The 20,215-nt window shown below is 70.1% G+C and carries 20 protein-coding genes and 2 tRNA genes; 16 read left to right on the top strand and 6 right to left on the bottom strand.

Annotated features, from left to right (window positions below; translation table 11 throughout):
- Nucleotides 1-14: 14 nt before the first annotated feature.
- The 5 genes from ADX84_RS01060 (at nucleotide 15) to ADX84_RS01040 (ending at nucleotide 4,862) form a co-directional block, all read left to right on the top strand.
- Nucleotides 15-569 (top strand): TetR/AcrR family transcriptional regulator, encoded by a 555-nt coding sequence (locus tag ADX84_RS01060; RefSeq protein ID WP_049565892.1) that lies wholly within the window; start codon nucleotides 15-17, stop codon nucleotides 567-569.
- Nucleotides 570-772: 203 nt separating this feature from the next.
- The gene (locus tag ADX84_RS01055) at nucleotides 773-1,168 is read left to right on the top strand and encodes a type II toxin-antitoxin system PemK/MazF family toxin (RefSeq protein ID WP_049565890.1); all 396 of its coding nucleotides are present in this window, start codon (nucleotides 773-775) and stop codon (nucleotides 1,166-1,168) included.
- Between the two features lie 168 nt (nucleotides 1,169-1,336).
- Complete coding sequence (locus ADX84_RS01050; protein ID WP_049565888.1) at nucleotides 1,337-2,611, top strand: glutamate-5-semialdehyde dehydrogenase; 1,275 nt, start codon at nucleotides 1,337-1,339, stop codon at nucleotides 2,609-2,611.
- 296 nt (nucleotides 2,612-2,907) lie between these two features.
- Nucleotides 2,908-3,879: a hypothetical protein gene (locus ADX84_RS01045; RefSeq protein ID WP_049565886.1), complete on the top strand. Its 972-nt coding sequence runs from the start codon at nucleotides 2,908-2,910 to the stop codon at nucleotides 3,877-3,879.
- A 218-nt stretch (nucleotides 3,880-4,097) separates the two neighbouring features.
- Nucleotides 4,098-4,862, top strand: coding sequence for an SDR family NAD(P)-dependent oxidoreductase (locus ADX84_RS01040; protein ID WP_049565883.1), 765 nt, complete (start codon nucleotides 4,098-4,100; stop codon nucleotides 4,860-4,862).
- Nucleotides 4,863-5,459: 597 nt separating this feature from the next.
- Here the strand turns inward: ADX84_RS01040 and ADX84_RS01035 are convergent.
- Nucleotides 5,460-6,383 carry a PaaX family transcriptional regulator C-terminal domain-containing protein gene (locus ADX84_RS01035; RefSeq protein ID WP_082206234.1) on the bottom strand — a complete coding sequence of 308 codons (924 nt, stop codon included), beginning with the start codon at nucleotides 6,381-6,383 and terminating at the stop codon, nucleotides 5,460-5,462.
- 302 nt (nucleotides 6,384-6,685) lie between these two features.
- Here ADX84_RS01035 and ADX84_RS01030 point away from each other — a divergent pair, with 302 nt between their 5' ends.
- Nucleotides 6,686-7,408 (top strand): S9 family peptidase, encoded by a 723-nt coding sequence (locus ADX84_RS01030; RefSeq protein WP_049565880.1) that lies wholly within the window; start codon nucleotides 6,686-6,688, stop codon nucleotides 7,406-7,408.
- A gap of 82 nt (nucleotides 7,409-7,490) precedes the next feature.
- Here ADX84_RS01030 and ADX84_RS01025 read toward each other — a convergent pair whose 3' ends face one another.
- Nucleotides 7,491-8,564, bottom strand: coding sequence for a M48 family metallopeptidase (locus ADX84_RS01025; protein ID WP_049565876.1), 1,074 nt, complete (start codon nucleotides 8,562-8,564; stop codon nucleotides 7,491-7,493).
- A gap of 275 nt (nucleotides 8,565-8,839) precedes the next feature.
- Here ADX84_RS01025 and nadD point away from each other — a divergent pair, with 275 nt between their 5' ends.
- From nadD to ADX84_RS00990, 7 genes are all read left to right on the top strand, one after another.
- Nucleotides 8,840-9,448: a nicotinate-nucleotide adenylyltransferase gene (gene nadD, locus ADX84_RS01020; RefSeq protein ID WP_304413744.1), complete on the top strand. Its 609-nt coding sequence runs from the start codon at nucleotides 8,840-8,842 to the stop codon at nucleotides 9,446-9,448.
- Between the two features lie 49 nt (nucleotides 9,449-9,497).
- Nucleotides 9,498-9,896: a ribosome silencing factor gene (gene rsfS / locus ADX84_RS01015; protein ID WP_049565872.1), complete on the top strand. Its 399-nt coding sequence runs from the start codon at nucleotides 9,498-9,500 to the stop codon at nucleotides 9,894-9,896.
- A gap of 42 nt (nucleotides 9,897-9,938) precedes the next feature.
- Nucleotides 9,939-10,562, top strand: a complete 624-nt coding sequence (locus tag ADX84_RS01010; RefSeq protein WP_049565869.1) for a histidine phosphatase family protein — start codon at nucleotides 9,939-9,941, stop codon at nucleotides 10,560-10,562.
- A gap of 77 nt (nucleotides 10,563-10,639) precedes the next feature.
- A tRNA-Ala gene (locus tag ADX84_RS01005) sits at nucleotides 10,640-10,712 on the top strand.
- Nucleotides 10,713-11,580: 868 nt separating this feature from the next.
- Complete coding sequence (locus tag ADX84_RS01000; RefSeq protein ID WP_049565866.1) at nucleotides 11,581-11,880, top strand: lactococcin 972 family bacteriocin; 300 nt, start codon at nucleotides 11,581-11,583, stop codon at nucleotides 11,878-11,880.
- A gap of 144 nt (nucleotides 11,881-12,024) precedes the next feature.
- Nucleotides 12,025-13,995 (top strand): bacteriocin-associated integral membrane family protein, encoded by a 1,971-nt coding sequence (locus ADX84_RS00995; protein WP_049565864.1) that lies wholly within the window; start codon nucleotides 12,025-12,027, stop codon nucleotides 13,993-13,995.
- 28 nt (nucleotides 13,996-14,023) lie between these two features.
- On the top strand, nucleotides 14,024-14,674 hold the full coding sequence (locus ADX84_RS00990) for an ABC transporter ATP-binding protein (RefSeq protein WP_049565861.1): 651 nt from the start codon (nucleotides 14,024-14,026) through the stop codon (nucleotides 14,672-14,674).
- A gap of 64 nt (nucleotides 14,675-14,738) precedes the next feature.
- Here ADX84_RS00990 and ADX84_RS00985 read toward each other — a convergent pair whose 3' ends face one another.
- Entirely contained in the window at nucleotides 14,739-16,496 is a 1,758-nt protein-coding gene (locus ADX84_RS00985) for an ABC transporter ATP-binding protein (protein WP_049565858.1), read from the bottom strand.
- 150 nt (nucleotides 16,497-16,646) lie between these two features.
- Between ADX84_RS00985 and ADX84_RS00980 the strand changes: the two genes are divergently transcribed.
- The gene (locus ADX84_RS00980; protein WP_049565856.1) at nucleotides 16,647-17,222 is read left to right on the top strand and encodes a TetR/AcrR family transcriptional regulator; all 576 of its coding nucleotides are present in this window, start codon (nucleotides 16,647-16,649) and stop codon (nucleotides 17,220-17,222) included.
- A gap of 33 nt (nucleotides 17,223-17,255) precedes the next feature.
- On the opposite strand, the gene ADX84_RS00975 is transcribed toward ADX84_RS00980, so the two are convergent.
- Entirely contained in the window at nucleotides 17,256-17,549 is a 294-nt protein-coding gene (locus ADX84_RS00975; protein WP_017545236.1) for a co-chaperone GroES, read from the bottom strand.
- A gap of 172 nt (nucleotides 17,550-17,721) precedes the next feature.
- Between ADX84_RS00975 and ADX84_RS00970 the strand changes: the two genes are divergently transcribed.
- Nucleotides 17,722-17,794 (top strand) — tRNA-Ala (locus ADX84_RS00970).
- A gap of 436 nt (nucleotides 17,795-18,230) precedes the next feature.
- On the opposite strand, the gene ADX84_RS25880 is transcribed toward ADX84_RS00970, so the two are convergent.
- Together ADX84_RS25880 and ADX84_RS00960 are read right to left on the bottom strand one after the other, a co-directional pair.
- The gene (locus ADX84_RS25880; protein ID WP_156207994.1) at nucleotides 18,231-18,440 is read right to left on the bottom strand and encodes a hypothetical protein; all 210 of its coding nucleotides are present in this window, start codon (nucleotides 18,438-18,440) and stop codon (nucleotides 18,231-18,233) included.
- A gap of 181 nt (nucleotides 18,441-18,621) precedes the next feature.
- Nucleotides 18,622-19,221, bottom strand: a complete 600-nt coding sequence (locus tag ADX84_RS00960; protein WP_049565852.1) for a DUF998 domain-containing protein — start codon at nucleotides 19,219-19,221, stop codon at nucleotides 18,622-18,624.
- 136 nt (nucleotides 19,222-19,357) lie between these two features.
- On the opposite strand from ADX84_RS00960, the gene ADX84_RS00955 reads away from it, so the two are divergent.
- Entirely contained in the window at nucleotides 19,358-20,215 is an 858-nt protein-coding gene (locus ADX84_RS00955) for an SRPBCC domain-containing protein (protein WP_049565848.1), read from the top strand.

The raw sequence follows: 20,215 nt of genomic DNA, 5'->3' as shown, positions 1-20,215 counted from the left end.
CGCGTCGGACGCGGATGACCCAGGACGAACGCAGGCGCCAACTGGTGGGGATCGGCCTGCGCATGCTGGTGGAGCGCCCCATCCAGGACCTGGCGGTGGACGAGGTCGCCCGGGAGGCGGGTATCTCCCGAGGTCTGCTCTTCCACTACTTCCCCAACAAGACCGCCTTCCACGACGCAGTCGTGGCGGCCGCCGGGCGGCGCGTGGTGCGCAACACCGCCCCGGACGAGGACCGCACCGGCTGGGACGCCGTGACCCAGTTCGCCGAACGCTACTTCGAACAGGTGGACCGGCGCAGGGCGTCCTACGCGGCGCTGGTCTTCGGCGGGGGACCGGTGACCCTGGACGGCGCGCGGGTCGAGGGCCTGCGCGAGACCATGGGCGCCCGCGTACGCGCCCTGCTCGGCGCCCCCGACGCGGCGGCACCGGTCACCGACGCGTGGACCGCCTACGTGGAGGCCAGGGCACTGCGCTGGGCGGCCGTCCCCGACAGGGAACGCGTCACCGACCCGACCGCCGAGGCCGACCACTGCGTGCGGGCCCTGCGCGCCCTGCTGGACCTGGACTGACCAAGGGACGGCGGCCCCGGAGCGCTGTGCGCCGGGTCCGCGCGGGTCCTAGGATGCGGTGCGTGAGCCAACACACGACGCAGCACGGAAACCCGCCCCAGGGCGGCGCACCCCGACAGAACGGCAACTCCCGGCGCGACGGCGACACCCCTCAGCGGGGCGGTCTCCAACAGGGCACCGAGGCCCATCCCCATGAGGGCGCGGTGCGCGAGGTCCCCACCGGGCGCAACGCCACCAGACTCGTCTACGCGCCCGAGAAGGACGGCCTCGCCGACGCGGGCGAGATCGTGTGGACCTGGGTGCCCTACGAGGAGGACGCCACCCAGGGCAAGGACCGCCCCCTGCTCGTGGTGGGGCGCAAGGGGCCGCGCCTGCACGGGCTCATGCTCTCCACGCAGGCCCCCGACGAGCACGAACGACAGGACTGGCTGCCGATCGGCACGGGTGCCTGGGACCGGGAGGGCCGCGACTCCTTCGTGCGGGTGGACCGCCTCTTCGAGTTCGACGAGGCGGCGATCCGCAGGGAGGCCGCCGTGATGGACGAGAGCCTGTTCTGGAAGGTCGCGGCGGTCCTCAGGGAGCGCTACGGCTGGACCTGAGGGGCGCGCGGGGCGCTCCGCCGTCTCACCCTGTGGATAACCCAGTGTGTCCGGGGGCGGGGCCCTATACGCTGAGGGAGATCCCCCTGGTCCGGTGCCCTACGAAGGGGTGGGTCCACCGGCCCGGGCGGCCTCCCGAGCAAGGAAGCCCCGACAAGGATGACAGCCATGAGTGACATCGAGCGCGCGGTCCACGCGGTCGCCGAACGCGCAGGGGACGCGGCGGCCGACCTCGCCCCGCTCAGCCGGTCCGTGAAGGACGCCGCCCTGCTGGCCATCGCCGACGCCCTGGTCAAGAGGGCGGACGAGATCACCGCCGCCAACGCCGAGGACGTCGAACGGGCCCGTCAGGACGGCACCAGCCCGGCCATGATCGACCGGCTCACCCTGAACCCGGCGCGGATCGAGGCCATCGCGGAGGCGGTGCGCGAGATCGTCGAGCTGCCGGACCCGGTCGGCGAGTCCGTGCGCGGCGGTGTCCTGCCGGGCGGCCTCGACCTGCGACAGATCAGGGTCCCGCTCGGGGTCATCGGCATCATCTACGAGGGCCGTCCCAACGTCACCGTGGACGCCGCGGCCCTGTGCCTCAAGAGCGGCAACGCCGCCCTGCTCCGCGGCTCCTCCTCCGCCTACAACTCCAACACCGCGATCGTCGCGGTGCTGCGCGAGGCCCTGGAGGGCACCGGCGTGCCGACCGACGCCATCCAGATGGTCCCCGGCCGCACCCGGGAGTCCTCCACCGCGCTGATGCGGGCCCGCGGGCTCGTGGACGTGCTCATCCCGCGCGGCGGCGGCTCGCTCATCCAGGCCGTGGTGCGCGACTCCACGGTCCCCGTCATCGAGACCGGTGAGGGCCTGTGCCACGTGTACGTGGACGCCGACGCCGACCTCGACAAGGCGGTGGCCATCGCGGTCAACTCCAAGGCCCAGCGCTGCTCGGTGTGCAACTCCGCCGAGACCCTCCTGGTGCACCAGTCCGTGGCCGAGGACTTCCTGCCGCGCGTGCTCGCGTCCCTGGCCGAGGCCGGGGTGACCGTGCACGGCGACGAGCGCGTGCTCTCCGTCGCCGCGGCCCACCCGACCGGCGCCACCGTGGTCGAGGCCACCGAGGAGGACTGGGCCACCGAGTACCTGTCCATGGACCTGGCCGTGCGGGTGGTCCCTGACGTGGACGCCGCGATCGCGCACATCCGGCGGTACTCCACCCAGCACACCGAGGCGATCGTCACCGACTCGCTCAGCACCTCCCGGTACTTCGTCGCCCGGGTCGACTCGGCGGCGGTGATGGTGAACGCGTCCACGCGCTTCACGGACGGCGGCGAGTTCGGATTCGGCGCCGAGATCGGCATTTCCACCCAGAAACTGCACGCCAGGGGCCCGATGGGGCTCACCGAAATGACCTCGACCAAGTACGTGGTCACCGGGGACGGTCACCTGAAGTAGCCGGGGGGAACCGTCGGCACGCACCAGAATGGTCGCTCGAAGGTCCGGGCGACCATTCTGGTGCCCGCGCTGACCGTGCACATCCGCACCAGGCGCTATCCGCTGCCCCCGGAGTAACACACGTCACCAGGTGAGTTCTTCTGCTGGAAACCTGGGCAGAAGCGAATCTTCTCCTGCAAGTATTCCCAAAGCGCTTTGGGGTCGGTACTTTCACTGTGGTGTCCACAAGGCGCTCTTCCCGCACCCTCATCAGGAGCGTCGGACCCCACCGGTCACGACGAAAGGAATTCCCCCGCATGAAGTTCGGGAGCAAGATCGCCGCGTCCACCGCCACCGCGGCCCTGGCCATCGGCGGCGTCACCCTCATGGCAGCCCCCGCCCAGGCGGACCTGATCACTCTCTGCTCGGGTCACGGTGGCGCGGTCACCCTGCCCACTGACCTCAAGGTTCCGGCGGGTGCGAGCTGCTTCCTTGACGGCACCGTCATCCAGGGCAAGGTCACCGTCGAGGGCGACGCCAACCTGCACGTGCTCGGTGGTCAGATCGACGGCGGCGTGACCGTCTCCAACGGTGGCTACTTCGACGCCTCCGACACCAAGGTCGCCGGGGACGTCGTCAACACCGGCTCCTACGGCACCTACCTGGAGGAGGGCACCTCGGTCGCCGGTCTGAGCGCCGCGCCCGCCGAGGGCGCCGACAACGACGGCTTCGTCTTCGTGGTCGGTTCCTCCGCCTCCTCCGTCGACGCCAGCGTCGGCGAGATCTACGTCACCGACTCCCGTCTGGGTGGCGTGACGGCCGAGGGTGTGGAGTACGTGGACATCTTCGACAGCGTGGTGCGCGGTGACCTCTCCGTCACGGACGCGGCCTCCGGCGGCATCCTCGCCGACAGCGAGGTCATCGGAGACGCGACCTACAGCGGAGGCAACGGCCCGGTGGCGGTCGGTGCGGGCGCCGAGGAGGGCTTCGCCAGCTCGCTCAACTACATCGACGGCAACCTGACGGTCACCGGCGTCTCCGGTGGTGTGTACATCGACAACAACATCGTGGGTGGCGACCTGACCACCTCCGACAACAGCCCGACCGCCCAGGTCGGCGACAACAACCGCGTGCGCGGTGGCATCGTCACCCAGGAGGTCGCGCTGCGGGCGCTGGCCGCCGAGGTGACCGCCGAGTTCGAGGCGCACGAGGCGGACCTGGAGGAGACGGTCGAGGAGCTTCGCGCCCAGACCATCGAGGACGCCCTGGAGGCCGGTCCCGCCTTCTAGTCCGGTCCCGCCGCCACAGGCGGCGCAACACGGCACACCCGGAGGAGGGCCCACCCCCGCCCTCCGCCTCCAGCAGCGCCGACGGCCCCGTGCCGTCGGCGCTGTTCTCGTGGGGGCCAGCCCGCTTTCAAGGCCACTTCGATCCCATCTGTCCCACAAACACCACTGTTATGTCGTAGCAGTGACGATGGTCATGGCCCGGTGATACATTCCGGGGCATGGCTGACTCCGAACGGCGTGTCGTGGTCTCCGGTGGTTCCGGCGGAATCGGGCGGGCCATCGTGTTCGCCCTGGCGAGTGAGGGGGACGAGGTGGTCGCCCTCGGGCGGGACTCCGGGCGGCTGGCCGCCATGGAGCGCAGGGCCCGCGCACACGGCCTCAACGTCACCACCCGGATCTGCGACATCACCGACGAACAGGCGGTGGAGTCCCTGGCGGACGGCCTCGGAGAAGTGTCCGTGCTGGTCAACAACGCGGGCACCGCGCAGAGCGCACCGCTGCGGGGCACCAATCTCGACCTGTGGGACACCCACCTGCGCACCAACACCACCTCGGCCTTCCTGCTCACCCGGGCGCTCCTGCCAGGCATGCTCGCCCGCGACCGGGGGCGGATCGTCTTCATCGCCTCCACCGCCGCGCACACCGGATCCCGCTACACCGCCGCCTACACCGCCTCCAAACACGCGATGCTCGGCCTCGCCCGGGCCGTCGCCGCCGAGGTGGTGGGCACCGGCGTCACCAGCAACGCCGTGTGCCCGTCCTTCGTTCGCACCCCCATGACCGAGCGCTCCGTGGCCCGCATCGCCGAACGAACCGGGCGCGGGCTCGAACAGGCCGAGGCGGCTCTGGCCACGGCCAGCCCCCTGGGCCGACTCATCGAACCCGACGAGGTGGCCGCCGCCGTCGTCTACCTGGCCAGCCCCCTGGCCGGGGCGGTCAACGGCCAGTCACTGACCATCGACGGTGGGGGAACCCACCGATGAGCGCCTTCCGGGCGTCCGCGCCCCTGACCTAACACTGGCGGCACTTCGAACTCCACCGGGACTTCCGCTTGGCCTTCATCGGCCGTCGGGAGCCCGAGTGGAACGGGCACTGGTGGAACGGGAGCACGTGGAACCGGCGAGTCGGCCCCCGACCCTGCCCGCGCTGGTCAACCCGCCCGAACTCGGCCCCGCCTCCGGCTTCTCGCACGCGGTGGGCCCGCACCCGGGCGCGCCGTCCATCTGCCGGGCAGATCGCCTGCGGGCCGGACGGGACACCGGCGCCCGAACCCTGCCGGACCAGTTCGGGGTGGCCCTCGGCAATGTCGTCACCGCCCTCCGGGCCTACGGGGGGGGAGCCCCCGAACACCTCGTGAGCCTCACCATCCACACCACCGACGTCCCCGGATACCGGACAGCGACCCGCGACGTCGGCCGCGCCTACCGTGCCCACCTGGGCCCCACGACCCCGAGATGGCCCTACTGGGGGTGGCCCGAGTTGTTCGAGCCGGACGCCCTTGTCGAACTCGTCGGCGTCGCCGTGATCCCCGGGCCGGTCGCCTGGGAGCCATCGGTGCGACGAGGTGATGGGACGGACTCCTACGAGGTCGTGGGGTCGAGGGTCGCCGCGGCGCGGACGTGCTCCAGACCCGGTCCGCGCAGCAGGGCGTGCAGTTCGAAGAAGACCCGAGCCGCCCGGCTGCCCGCCCAGCGGTCGGGGAGCAGTTCCGGGGGCAGGCCCGGGTCGAGGAAGGGCATCCGCCGCCACGCGTCCACCGCCCGCAGGTGGTCGGCGAAGGCCGCCGCGCGCAGTCCCGGTTCCTGGTGCGCGCGGGCGCCCCGGCGGCGCCATGCTGTCGCCACGGGTTCGTGCTCGTCGAGGAACCCCTGGTACATCGCCTGGAGTGCGGGCAGGTCCCACCAGCGCGACACGGACGCGGTGAGATCGCGAAAGTCCAGGTAGGAGGCGTGGAACAGCTCCGCGTGCTCCTCCAGCCCGAGATCGCGCAGCGCGGTGCGGGCCTGTTCCGCCAGGTGGGCGGGGGCGATCCACACTCCGGAGGCGGTGGTGCCGAAGCCGAGCCGGGTGAGCTGCGCGCGCAGGGCGTGGCGGCGGCGCCGCTCGGACTCGGGCACCGAGAAGACCACGAGCACCCAGCCGTCCTGCACGCGGGCGACCCGGTGGCCGAAGATGCGCTGTTCGCCCTCGGCGAGGATGCGTCGCCCCTGGTCGGACAGACGGTACCCGGCCACCCCGCCCAGGCGTTCGGGTGTCAACAAGCCCCGGCGCTTGAGCCGCGACACCGCCGAGCGGACGGCTGGGCCGTCCACGTCGAGGCCGGCCATGAGCGCGATGAGGTCGGCCACCCCGATCCACCCGCCCACGTCACGGGCGTAGGAGCCGAAGAGGGAGACGATCAGGGACCGCGGCCGCCGCCGCTCGATGTCCGTCGAGGAACCCTCGGGGGTGTCCGGCAGGGGATCGGCGTCGGTCCCGGCTGTCCGGTCACTGTTGGGCGTCACGCGGACACGATAGCGGCCCTCGCCCACGTGCCCGGTCTGGTCCCCGCCTTAGCCGGTGGTTGGGCGCACTGTGGAAAACTCTCCATGCAGGTCTCTTGACGGTCGTCACCAATACTGCGCGCCGACGCCGGATCCCCGAAGCCACCTCGGGCCGCAGACCGCCCACGGGCCGGACCGGCGGACCACGCCCCCGGCTTGACCTGCTACGTTCCTCCGAGACACCGGCCACCCGGCACCGGAGGTGGCGCCCTCGGGCGCCTCTGAGCCGGAACGGGACTGGCCACGAGCAAGGGAGGACCACGGTGACGACGTCCTACGATGAGCATCCCAGCCAGATCGTCCACCGTTGGGACCCCGAGGGCGCCGAGGGCCCCGCGCCCGTGGCGGTCCTCCTGCACGGCGGCTGGTGGCGCGACCTGCACGACGCCCACCTCATGGACCCGATCGCCCGCGACCTCGCCGCCTCCGGGTGGGCCGTGTGGAACGTCGAGTACCGGCGCACCGGCGAGGACGGCGGCGGTTGGCCGCGGACCAGGGACGACGTCGCCCGCGCCCTCGATCTCCTCGCCGCCACCGCCGATCGCGACCCGGACCTGGACTCCTCACGCGTGGTCTCGATCGGCCACTCGGCCGGGGGACACCTTGCCCTGATGACGGCCGCGGACTCCCTGGTGACCTCAGTGGTCGCCATCGCCCCCATCACCGACCTGCGCCGCTGCGCGGAGGCCGAACTGGGGGAGGGAGCCGTCGCACCCTTCCTGGGCCCCGACCCCGCACCCGCCCTCTACACCGAGTCCTCCCCGCTGCACCAGTTGCCCTTCGGCCTTCCGCAGCTTGTGGTCCACGGGGACGTCGACCAGCGAGTACCGGTCCAGCACAGCCGCGACTACGTGGCGGCTGCCGAAGCGGCCGGGGACCCGGTCGACTACCGGGAGGTCCCCGGCATCGACCACTTCGCCGTCATCGACCCCGAACGCGCCGCCTGGCGCGAGGTGCGCGACACGCTCGCCAGCGGCTGGGGCTGACCGCGCCCCCACGGGGCCCCGGACACACCACGGGGGCGGTACCCGGCCGGACCGAGCACCGCCCCCGTAGGACGAGGTGAGGCTAGTTGCTGTTGCCGTTGCCGTTCTGGTCGCCGCCGCCCTCGGCGCCGCCGTTCTGGCCGCCCCGCCAGCGGTCGGCCACCGTGTCGAAGATCTGGCCACCGGCGCGCCCGGCGCCGCCCGCCACGTCCCGGATGGTCTTCACCAGCGGGTCGGAGGAACGGCTCCAGCCCTCGCGGTAGGAGTTGGCCGCGTTGCTCGCCTCCTCCGAGACGCTGGCGTCACGGTCGGTGGAGCGGCGCGCGTACTCACCGTCCAGGACCCGCTGGTAGTCGCCGCTCTCGATCCACCGGTGCAGCTCGGCCACCCGAACCACCGCGAACGGGTGGCTCTGCGGGATGGTGGTCATCAGCTTGAGGACGCTGTCCACGGCGTCGCCGCCGCCCTCGTACTCGCGGGCCTGCTCCATGAACGCGTCCGGGTTCATCTGGGACAGGTTCGAGCCGCCGGCCAGCTTCATCAGGGCGCGCTTGGCGGCCTCGGGATTCTGGCAGGCGAGCAGGCCGGCGCGGTCGCTGGAGAGCTCGGACTTGCGCTGCCACTCCCGCAGACCCGCCAGGATCGCCTGAATCGCGATCGCGCCCAGCGGAATCCACATGATCTTGGTGGAGAGCCACACCAACAGCAGGAGCATGGTGCGGTACACGGAGTGCCCGCTCAGCACGTGACCGACCTCGTGGCCGATGACGAACCGCTTCTCCTCGTCGTTGAAGAGGTCGAACAGACCGGTCGTCATGACGATGAACGGCTTCTTGCGGCCGATCGCCATGGCGTTGGGCTGGGGGTCCATCTTCACGTAGAGCTCGGGCACCTCGTCCAGGTCGAGGACGTAGGCGGCGTCGCGGAGGTAGTCGTGCAGCTCCGGGAACTGCGTGGGGCTGACCCGCACGGCACTGGAGAGGAACATCAGGCGGAGCGAGCGCTCGTTGACCCGACCGAACAGGGACTTGACGAGGGTGTCGAAGCCCGACAGCGATCGCAGCGCGACCAGGGCGCCACGGTCGGCGGGGTGCTCGTAGGCACGTGGGGAGATGTCTGTGAGCCGGACGCGTACGCGGTCTGGTGAGTTGGCCATAACGGCATGCTATGCGGCACGATGCCCGTTGGCCACGGTTCCGGGCCATCGAGATATGACTTGACTCCCCGGAGTTTCACGAACCCCACGGGAAGTACTGCGTCCCGGCCCTTGTTTCAGCTGATCCGGGAGTAACGCGCCCGGGAGAGGGCCGACACCCGCCAGGGTCGGCTAACCTCGGTTGGCCGAAACCGGCAAGACGGCAGCGCCACGGCGAAACGGAGCGCACAGTGACACACCAGGCCACCGGCGGCTCCCACGGAGGGAGCTCACCCGTGAGACGGGACGGCTCCGCGCCGACCCGTGTCGGAATCATGGGCGGAACCTTCGACCCCATCCACCACGGGCACCTCGTCGCCGCGAGTGAGGTCGCCCACCTCTTCGGACTCGACGAGGTGGTCTTCGTTCCCACCGGCCAACCCTGGCAGAAGGACCTCGACAAGGTCACCCCCTCCGAGGACCGCTACCTCATGACGGTCATCGCGACCGCCGAGAACCCCCAGTTCAGGGTCGACCGCGTCGAGATCGACCGTTCCGGTCCCACCTACACCCTCGACACCCTCCGCCAGATGCGCGCCGCCTACGGCCCAGACGTGGAGCTCTTCTTCATCACCGGGGCCGACGCTTTGGGCGCCATTCTGAGCTGGCACAACGTTGACGAACTCTTCGACCTCGCACATTTCGTAGGCTGTAACCGGCCGGGACACCACCTGAGTGACACCGGCCTGCCCGAGGGCAAGGTCTCCCTGGTGGAGGTCCCCGCGCTCGCCATCTCCTCCACCGAGTGCCGCGAACGCGTCCGCAAGGGCGAACCCATCTGGTACCTCGTACCCGACGGCATCGTCCGCTACATCCACAAGACCGGGCTCTACCTGGAGTCCTGACCGCGCCACGCGGACCCGCATCCCGACCAAGTAAGGCAGCAGGCACAACGTGACAGCCACCGACAGGGCCCTGGAACTCGTCAAGGTCGCCGCAGAGGCGGCCTCCGACAAGCTCGCCCAGGAGATCATCGCCTACGACGTGAGCGACCAGCTCGTCATCACCGAGGCCTTCGTCCTGTGCTCGGCGCCCAACGACCGCCAGGTCCGCGCCATCGTCGACGAGATCGAGGACCAGCTCCGCATCCACTCCGGCGCCAAGCCCCTGCGTCGCGAGGGCGAGCGCGACGGCCGCTGGGTCCTCCTGGACTACGCCGACATCGTCGTCCACATCCAGCACGAGGAGGAGCGCGGCTACTACGGCCTCGAACGCCTCTGGAAGGACTGCCCGGAGATCGAACTCCCCGAGACCGCCCGGGGCGCCGAGCGCACCCCCCTGGACGAGCCGTAACCTCCGCGGCCGTCCGGTCGCCGAACAAGAAGGACACAACACGTGACTGACGCGCCCCGTGTGCTGTTCTGGCGGCACGGACGCACCGCCTGGAACGTCGAGAAACGATTCCAGGGACAGACCGACATCGACCTCGACCCGGTCGGCCACGCCCAGGCCGAACGGGCCGGTCGGCTGCTCGCCACCCTGGCCCCCGACGTCATCGTCGCGTCCGACCTCAAAAGGGCCGCGGACACCGCCGGGTACCTCTCGCGGTCCTCGGGACTCCCGATGGAGTACGACAAGGGCCTCCGAGAACGCTTCGGCGGCTCCTGGGAGGGGCACACCGCCACCGAACTCGCCGAACGCTGGCCCGTCGAACACCCCCGCATGGACATCCCCGACGGCGAACACATCTCCGACGTCGGGGACCGCATGTACGCCGCCATCCACCGGGGGATCGACAGGACCCCGCCCGGCGGTCTCCTGGTCGTCGTCAGCCACGGGGCGGCCCTGCGGATCGGCATCACCCGCATGCTCGGCATCCCCGACGAACAACGGGAGATCCTCGGCCCGCTCAGCAACGCGTGCTGGTCCGTGCTCCAGACCCGGGCAGACACCTGGCGCCTCATGGAACACAACGCCGCCAGCCTCCCCGAGCCCGTGGTGCTCAGCGACGACGCCTGAACCCGTTTCGACGAACCGCCCATCTTCCGCTAAGGTTCAGGGAGTCGGAAGGGCACACGCCCCAACGACTCCCACAAGGGGCTATGGCGCAGTTGGTAGCGCGCCTCCATGGCATGGAGGAGGTCTGGGGTTCGAATCCCCATAGCTCCACGAGAAACGGGCTGCTGCTCGGGGGACTTCGTCCTCCTCGCCGCAGTCCGTTCCTGTTTTCGGGGGGACGACCCCCCGAGCCCCCCGGTTGTGCGCTCGCTGGGGCTCGCGCACCTCGCCGCCCCCGCTCGCGCGTGAACGCGCTCGCCTGGTCGTTTCGTCGTTTCTCTGGGGGGACGCCCCCGAGCCCCCGGTTGTGCGCTCGCTGGGGCTCGCGCATCTCGCTGCCCCCGCTCGCGCGTGAACGCGCTCGCCTGGTCGTTTCGTCGTTTCTTTGGGGGGACGACCCCCCGAGCCCTCCGGTGTGCGCTTGCTGGGGCTCGCGCGCCTCGCCGCTCCTGCTCGCGCGTGGCCGCGCTCACCGAGGCGCTCGTCCATGGCCGGTGTGATCGTCCGGCTTTCCGTTCGGCCCGCGCGTGGTTGGGCACACAGGCCTGTTGGTTGCCGTGCTCTGGTTGGGGCACGTGGACGGCTTCCGTTCGACCGTGCTTGGCCGACGCCTTTGCTCGGGCTCGCTGCGGCGTCTCGCACTGCCGTACGTGTGCGGTTCCTGTTCGGCGAGTGGGCTGGGCGTCGATCTGCTCGTGGTCCTGCTCATCGGTTGTCCTGTCTGTGGCTCGGGTACGGCCTTTGCTCACGCTGGTGCGTGTGTGCGGTTCCCCGTTCGGCGCGTGGGTTGGGCGTCAATCTGTTGGCCGCGCTCATTGAGGCGCCTGGCTTGCTCGCGTTCTCCGAGGCCCATGGTGGGTGCGGGTGATGGGTTTCCCCTTCGGCCCGCGCTGTCGCTTCCCTCTTGATTTCTCGCGAATGGACGTGCATTCTCTGGTCTACTCGTGAGTGGTCGTCGATCCGAGAAGAGGATGAATTCGTGGGCAGCTTTCAGCGTACGTCTCTCGTGGTTATTCTGTCCGGATTTCTCGCTTTCGCCGCTGTTGGTCCGGTTGCTGCTCGAATCCAGAATGTCGGTGGTGGAAAGTGGGACGAGGGAATGACGTCGTCCCACGTCTACTCGAACTACCTCCACGAGACCGTGTGCCACACCTCCACCGCCGTGGGCACCTACAGGTCCGTGGGCAAGGCGCCCGCGGGCCGGTGGTCGTACGCGAGCGCCCCGCGTGCGAAGAAGAACAACGCCACCTACTGGAACAACGAAGTCGGCACGTGCTGACCTGAGGGGCGTCGGGTCCCCGCCCCTTTGTCCCCCTACCCCTCGGAGTGTTCGGTGCTGCACCGAAGTGTCACCTTCACGCATTTCGTTCTCCTTCTGGTCGCGGCCTTTCTCGCCTTTGTCACGGTTCGCACCTATGAGGAAATGGCGATCACGGTTCCCTCCGGCGTGGTCTGGGTGAACAGCAACAGCGGAAACGCCGATCTCGCGCGGATCGTCGACACGGTCGAGGGGTTCGCGGAGGAGACCGGGGTCTCCGTCGCACTGCACACGCCCGACCTCCGCGATCCCGGCAACGCCCGCCACCTGTACCTGGCGGCGGGTGCGCCCGGGGCGCCCGCCGCGGACTGGCTGGAGGACGGTTACCCCTCCTTCGGGCACACGATGCGCACGGACGTCCGTCCCTTCGCCGACCTCGAACAACCCGATCCGCGCGGGTTCTACCTGGTCTTCGGGTCGGAGGCGGACACCCAGCGGTTCGAGGAGGAGCTCGCCGGGATCGGTCTCCGCGAGGTCTCCAGCGTCGGCGCGCAGGAACTGAACTGGACCGACCTCTACCGGTACGGCGGCGACCTCGACACCGCGTTGGTCATCCTCCTGCTGTTCGCCGTCACGGTCACGGCCTCAGGGGTCCTCCTCAACGCCCGTTCCTATGGTGTGCTGCGTCTTCAGGGACACTCCTACGCGGGCATCCTCGGGCGCGACCTGGCCCAGCTGGCCCGGTTCCACCTCGGGTTCGGCCTCAGCGCCGTCGCCCTGGTCCTTCTGGCCCTGTACCTCCACAACCGCTGGTCCCAGCTCGGCCTGTTCGCCGCGATCTCGGGACAGCTCCTTGCCCTGCTTGTCGGCGCGGCCCTGGTCGCCCATGCCTTCGCACTGGCCATGGTGCACGCCACCGACATCCTGGGCGCCCTCAAGGGGAGGCTGCCCGCCCGTCTCGCCGGTGCCGGGGCCTACCTCGTGCGGGTTCCGGCACTGGTCTTCGTGCTCGTGGTGATCGGGCACGTCGTTGTCTCCGCCCAGAACGTGCGCGCCCAGGAGCAGAGCCTCGACAGCTACGAGCAGGCGGGGCAGGCATCGCGGGTCACCCTGTCCGGAAGCGTCGACCTGACGGACGAGCGCGAGGACATGGAGGGTCTCGTCGCGGGCTGGCTCCGCCAGGCCGACACGGAGGGCCAGCTGGTCCTGACCGCGCGGGAGAGGGGCGAGAACCTCGTGCCGCCCGGCAGACCGCGCCCCGACTTCGACGTCCTGGTGGTCAACGACACCTACCTGGAGCAGCAGGTGGTGACCGCCGCCGACGGGCGACGCCTCGGCAGGGAACCCGGGGTGCGCCTCCTCATCCCCGAGGACCGGGCCAAGGAGGCCGGCGCCCTCCTGGAGGGGTTCGGCTCCTGGCTGCGGTTCGTCGGTGGGGAACCGGCCCAGGGGTTCCGGACCGCGACCATCGCGACCGGACAGCGGATCTTCACCTACGGCTCGGACCTGCCCGGGGACTTCCACAGCCGGTCCCACCTGGAGGACCCGGTGATCGTGGTCCTGCCCGACGGCGACGTCCTGGACGACCACACCTACGTCTCCTACGCGACCAGCGGGGGACTGGTCTTCCCCGATCCCGGTTTCGCCGAGGCGTCGATCGCGCGACCGCCCTTCTCGACCTACGTCAACGGCCTCCAGATGGTCGTCACCAGCGCGGCGGACATCCAGACCCAGCTCGTCCACGACCTGCGGCTCCAGACCTTCAACCTGTCGGCGGCCACGGTCGTGCTGCTGATGACCGCCGTCTCCGTCTGCGTCATCCACGTCCGCGCCCGGGCCCAGAAGATCTTCGCGCGCCACCTGGCCGGGTGGGGGTTCCTCGCCATCCACCGGAGGCTCCTCGTGATGGAGGGCGCCCTGGCCGCGCTGTTCGTCGGCTGGGCCCTCTGGCGCACCCGGTCCGAGCTCGCCTGGCACGCCGACCCGGCCAACCCGGTGACCGGCGAACCAGCGGCGGCCCTCGCACTCCAGCCCTTCCTCGCGGCGGCCATCGCCGTGTCCGGCCTCCTGCTCGTCACCGCCACCCTCGTGGGCTTCCACCGCCGCGTGGTGCGTGAGGGCGCCTCCCAGGCATGATCCGGCCGACCATCCCAAGGAGCACAGCGTGATCAACACACTCAACCTAGGCAAGGCCTTCGGGCGTCGCGTCCTGTGGGAGGGCGTGAACCTCGACATCCGTCCCGGCGAGACGCTCGCGCTGGTCGGGCCGTCCGGCAGCGGCAAGACCACGCTCCTCAACTGCCTCGGACTCCTGGAGGCCCCCGACTCCGGGGAGATCCTCTTCTACGGCCGGTCCGTCACCAGGTTGGGACCCGGGCGCCGACGGCGCTTCCGGAGGGACCACCTCGGCTACCTGTTCCAGAACTACGCCCTGATCGAGAACGCCACCGTGCGCCAGAACCTCGACGTGGTCCGCCGTGACCGGGCGCGGCAGGCGGAGGCGCTCGACCGTGTCGGTCTGGCCGGGCGGGACCGGGAGCCGGTGCACCACCTGTCCGGTGGTGAGCAGCAGCGCGTGGCGCTGGCCCGGCTCCTGGTCAAGCGGCCCCGCCTGGTCCTGGCCGACGAGCCCACCGGGGCCCTGGACCAGGACAACGGCGCCATGGTCATCGACACCCTGGCGGAGATGGCCGAGGAGGGTTGCTCGGTGGTGATCGCCACCCACGACTCCTCGGTACGGGACTCCTGCGACGCGGTGTTCGACGTGGGGGAGGCCTCCGAATGTCGCCCGGTCGCCGCCGAACCCGGCCGCTGACCCGCTCTTCGCCGCCACTCGCGGGTACGGGGCCCCGAGCCCGTACTCGCCACCGGAACGCCGATCACACGGACGGCGCCCCCGAGGCCAACTCCTCGTCGCGGTCCTCGGTCTCGGCGATGTGCAGGGCGGAGACCAGGTTCCGGTACAGGTCGTCCTGCTCCAGAAGCTGCCCGTGGGTCCCCTGCGCGCGGATGTTCCCGTCCTCCAGCAGCAGGATGCGGTCGGCGTGGATCACCGTGGACAGCCGGTGCGCGATGGTGACCACGGCCGCCCGGTCCGCGTGCCTGCGGACGCTGCGGGTGATGGCGGCCTCGGTGATCGCGTCCACCTGTGAGGTGGCCTCGTCGAGGAGCAGCACGTCCGGGGAGCCGAGCAGGGCCCGGGCCAGGGCGATGCGCTGGCGCTGGCCCCCGGAGACCGAGCTGGCGTCCAGCGGAGTGTCCAGGCCCTCCTCCAGGGCCGCGACCTTCTCGGCCAGCAGGACGTCGTCCAGGACCCGCCGGACGTCGTCCTCCGTCGCCTCCGGGTTGGTGAACAGCAGGTTCTCGCGAATGGTGCCGGGCACCACAGGGGTGTCCTGCTCGACGTAGGCGAAGTGACCGCGCACCTGCTGCGGGGACAGTTCGCGGTAGGGCGTGCCGTTGACCGTGATCCGGCCCTCCTCCGGTTCCAGGAACCGTAGAAGCAGCGACAGGACCGTGGTCTTTCCGGCTCCGGAGGGACCGACGATCGCGGTGTGCCCGCGTCTGGGAATGGCCATGTCGACCCCCTCCAACGCGGGGGTCGCCCCGGGCGCGTACCGGGCGGTGACCCCGCGCAGCTCCAACAGCGGCCCCCCGTGACCGTCGCCGGTCCCCGGAACGGAACCGCTCGGGCCCTCGGCGGTCGGTTCGAGCGGGATGGCCTCCACCTCGCGGATGCGCTTGGCGGCGGCGATCCCCGACTGGAGGGTGGTCACGCTCTGGGAGAGCTCCATGACCGGGTTCATCAGGGTGAAGGCGTAGAGCAGGAACGCGACCAGAGTGGAGACCGCGATCTCACCCGAGGCCACCCGCATCGCTCCCACACCGAGGATGGCGATGATTGCCAGCTGGACGCCGCCGAAGGCGATGGTCCAGGCGAGGGCCTCGCGCCGGACCGAGCGGATGCCGTGCCGGGTGGCGTCCTCGGCGTGTTCGAGGATCTGCGAGCCCAGACGCTCCTCGGCCCGGCTCACCTTCACCGTGCGGATCGCGCGCAGGGAGCCGTCGAGCACCCCGCCCATGAGCCCGAGGGAGTTCTGGGCTCTCTCCTGGGCCCTGGCGATGGCGGGCATCAGAGTGAGGAACAGGACCGTGACGACGACCACCGCGACGACGGTGACGCTCAGCAGGACCAGGTCGAGGACGCCCATCATGACCAGGGTCCCGATCATCAGGACACCGCCGTTGACCAGGCTGATGATGCTGCTGGAGGCGGCCTCCTTCAGCAGGACGGTGTCCGAGGTGGCCCTCGTGACGAGTTCGCCGGAGGAGCGCTTGGACATCGGGAACAGGGCTGCCCGGAAGTAGCGCCGGACGAGGGAGGTGCGGGCCTCCAGGACGACCTTCTCGGCGACGGTCCCGAGCACGATCCAGTGCCACAGGCCGGTGACGAGACCGACACAGAACAGGCTGAGCAGGATCGCGATGGGCATCGCGAGGCTGCCCGCGTCGGAGATGGTGTCCAGGACGAGCTTGACCACCATCGGGTTGGCCAGCTCCAGGGCCGAGCCGAACAGGGCGAGGACCAGGCCCAGCAGGAGCTTGCTCCGGTACGGGCGGACGAAGGACCAGAGCACCCTCAACTGGGCGAAGCGCGGCTCCTGCGTGGTTCTGTCCGAAGGGTCGGGTGGGGCATGTTCTACCGGTGGATGAGCAGTCATGGATGAAATTAGGTCATAGGTGCCCGATTATTGTCAACAGATTACCGACGCCCCTACTATGAGGGCATGGTGAAGAGCGCTCCCTCTGAGGAAGAGACCAGAACCCGCGCCCGAACCCGCCGGGCGATCCTCGACGCCGCCGTCGACGTGCTGGGCGAGAACCGAGCCGCGCCACTGTCCCAGGTGGCCACACGCGCCGGGGTGGCGCGGAGTACGCTCCAGCGCTACTTCCCCGAACGCGCCGACCTCGTGACCGCCCTCGTCGACTACACCGACGAACTGGCCAACGAGGCCACCGAACGCGCACGCACCACCGAGGGCACCGCCATCGAGGCCTTCTCGCGACTCGTGTCCGAGTACTTCGCGCTCCGCCAGACCGCCATGCTCTCCTTCGCCGGAGACGAGACCGTGCAGGCACAGGATGAGGAGGAGTGCGGGCCCAGCGACCTCGCCCTCTACGAGATCGTCGAGCGCGGGCACGAGGACGGCACCATCGACCCCCGGATCACGCCGCTGTGGGCACAGCAGCTCATGTGGTCCACCCTCTACGCGGGCTGGCTCCACGTGACCACGGCCAGGGTCCCCGCCTTCGAGGCACACAACATGTGCCTGATGTCACTGGTCAAGGCCGTCTCGCGGTGAAGGGCGGACTGACCGCTCGGGGCCGGTCGACCCTCACAAGTACAGACCGGTGCCCCGATCGGGCGCCTCGTTCGCGATCGCGTGGACGTCCCGCTCCCGCAGGATCACGTAACGCTCACCGTTCAACTCGACCTCACCCTGCTCCTCGGGATCGAAGAGCACACGGTCACCCGTCTTCACGTGACGCGCGCCCGTTCCGGCGCCGCGCACCTCACCCCAGGCCAACCGGGTCGCCAGCTTCACCGTGTCCGGGATGACCAGACCCGCGCTGCTGCGCCGCTCACTCTTGTCCGGGACCGTCTTCACCAACAGGCGGTCATGCAGCATCTGGATTTCAAGCTTTGATTCGGCCACGCCACCAGAGTATTCGGCCCGACCGAGACCAGCCCCCACGCCGGGGAACACCAGAAGGCCATCCAAGGTTTCATCCTGGTCCGACCCACCCTTGACTTCCTGTAGAGTTGAAGTGTGCCGAGCGGGGAAACCGCCCGGCCTACCAGGGGCTATGGCGCAGTTGGTAGCGCGCCTCCATGGCATGGAGGAGGTCTGGGGTTCGAATCCCCATAGCTCCACGAGAAACGGGCTGCTGCTCGGGGGACTTCGTCCTCCTCGCCGCAGTCCGTTCCTGTTTTCGGGGGGACGACCCCCCGAGCCCCCCGGTGTGCGCTCGCTGGAGCTCGCGCACCTCGCCGCCCCTGCTCGCGCGTGGCCGCGCTCACCGAGGCGGCTCGTCCACGGCTGATGTGATCGCCCGGATCCCCGTTCAACCCACGCTTCCTTCTGTTTCTGTGACGCGTCTGGTCTGTGGCCGCGTGGGTGCTTCCGCTCACCTCGCTCGTGCCTGGCTGGCGCTGGTGGATTCTGTCCGTCCATCCGGAGTCCGGCGCCGCCGTCCTCATGTGGCGTCTCGTCTGTGGCTGGATCGAGTGTTCGACCCCTGGTTGCATGGACGCACGTGCGTTCCGGGGGAGTTCGCGTTGAACAAGCTGTGGCTGTGGGGGCCTTCGATCAGGGCTCGGCGGTTGGTGAGGCGTCGCCGGAGGAGGCCTGGTACCCGGTGCACGAGCGGGACATCGCGGATGCGGCGGTGGCCTCGCTGGTGGGGGAGGGCCACGCCGGGATGGCGTACACGCTGAACGGGCCGGAGCTGGTGAGCCGCCGGGAACAGGTGGCCGCGATCGGGGAACCGGTGCGCTTCGAGGTGGTCGATCCCCTCACGGAGAGGGAGACCATCTGGCCAAGGGGGGATTCGCTGCGGAGAACGCCGACTTCCTGTGGGGGTTCGAGCACTACTCCGGAGGTGAGTCGGACCCGGAGGGCTCGGAGGTCCTCCAATCGGAGTCAGCGCCGACCCTGCGGGAGGCCGTCGGGCGGCCCGCGCGTGATCACGCGGCGGACTTCAGGTAGCCGCCCAGGCGAACAGGCAGCCGAGCCAGACCAGGCTGACGGTGATCGCGGCTCGCTGCACCAGGCCCACCCTGGGCGAGTCCTGCTCCCACAGGTGGCCAAACGCGCCGGCCGCCACAGCGGACGCCGCGGCGACGATCCCCGATCCCACCTTCCAGGCCGGGTCCGCGAGTTCGAGGACCGCGATGAGCGCGACCCCGGGCAGCAGCAGGAACACCACCGTGCCCGCCCAGTCGTGCGCCTGGTGCCGAGTGGAGTACTCCTGCGGGGTGGAGTCCGGGGTGCCGGGCGGGTAACCGCGCATCGGGTCCATGCGGAAGATTCCCGAGGCCACCAGGGCGAGTCCGAGCACTCCCGCGCCCAGGGCCAGCGCATAGCCGTCGGTGGCGGTGGGCAGGGTGGTGGCCCCGGCCGCGATCAGCAGACCGCAGAGGACGAAGTTGGTCGTCTGGATCCAGCCGCGCGGTCCGAGCGCGAGGGCGCTGACGGGTTGCCTGACCGGGTGGTACCCGGGTCGGGTGAGGCCGTCCAGCAGGAAGACGGCGACGAACAGCCAGGAGCCGACGGCTCCGGACCACAGGAGTGGGGTCATGGGGGGCTCCGAACGAGTTAGGCCGTATGGACGGATTTTAGTCCGGATGGACTGATCGGCACAAGGATGATGCAATGTATTGGTTGCAGTTTGGCTGGCTCATGTGCAATCCTGGGGTTGCACAAGGGGGGTTGGTATGGACAGGATCGAACGACAGGTGGACATCGACGCCACCGCGGAGCGGGTCTGGGGGCTCGTCTCGCGGCCGGGATGGTTCATCAACGACGGCCGGGTGGTCGACCACCGAATCGAGGAGGTCGAGGAGGGTGTGCACCTCGTGCACGACCCCACGCACGGGGTGTTCCGGGTGCGGACGGAGAAGCTCGATCCGCCACACCACGCCGTGTTCAGCTGGGTCGGCAGGGTGGACGACGATCAGTCCACGCAGGTGGAGATCCGGATTCGTGAGCGGCCGGGCGGTGTGACGCTGACGGTCGTGGAGAGCGGGTTCGAGGGGCTGGGTCTGGCCGAGGCCGAACCGCGCCGCCACGTCGCCGGACAGGTCGAGGGGTGGGAGATCGAGCTCGCCGCCGCACGCGGTCTGCTCGATCCGTTGACGGTCGAACGCACCGTGCACGTGGAGGCCAGCCCGGAGCGGCTCTGGGAGGTCCTGACGACGCCGGAGCACTTCGCGGCCTGGTACGCCTTCGACGGCGCCGATTTCGAACCCCGCGCGGGAGCACCGATGGAGCTGCGCTGGGCCGAGCACGGAACCTTCCGGGGCGGGGTCGTCGAGGTGGACGCGCCGCGCAGGTTCGCCTACCGGATCGCCATGGAGCCCGGGACCGATCCCGGGGCGGACGACAGCACCCTGGTGACCTTCGAGGTCAGGGCCTCGGGTACGGGGAGTCTGCTCACCGTCACCCAGGTGGGGTTCGACGCCCTGGCGGCGCGGTTCGGTGACGCGGCGGACAACGCCGCCGTGGAACTCGAGGGCTGGAACGGCGGACTCACCACCCTCACCGAGCACCTCTCCGCCACGCGGGGGAGATGA

Origin of the sequence: Nocardiopsis sp. SBT366, assembly GCF_001083815.1 — a bacterium.
GTDB classification, from domain to species: Bacteria; Actinomycetota; Actinomycetes; order Streptosporangiales; family Streptosporangiaceae; genus Nocardiopsis; species Nocardiopsis prasina.
This window is presented reverse-complemented; position numbering and strand designations above follow the sequence as displayed.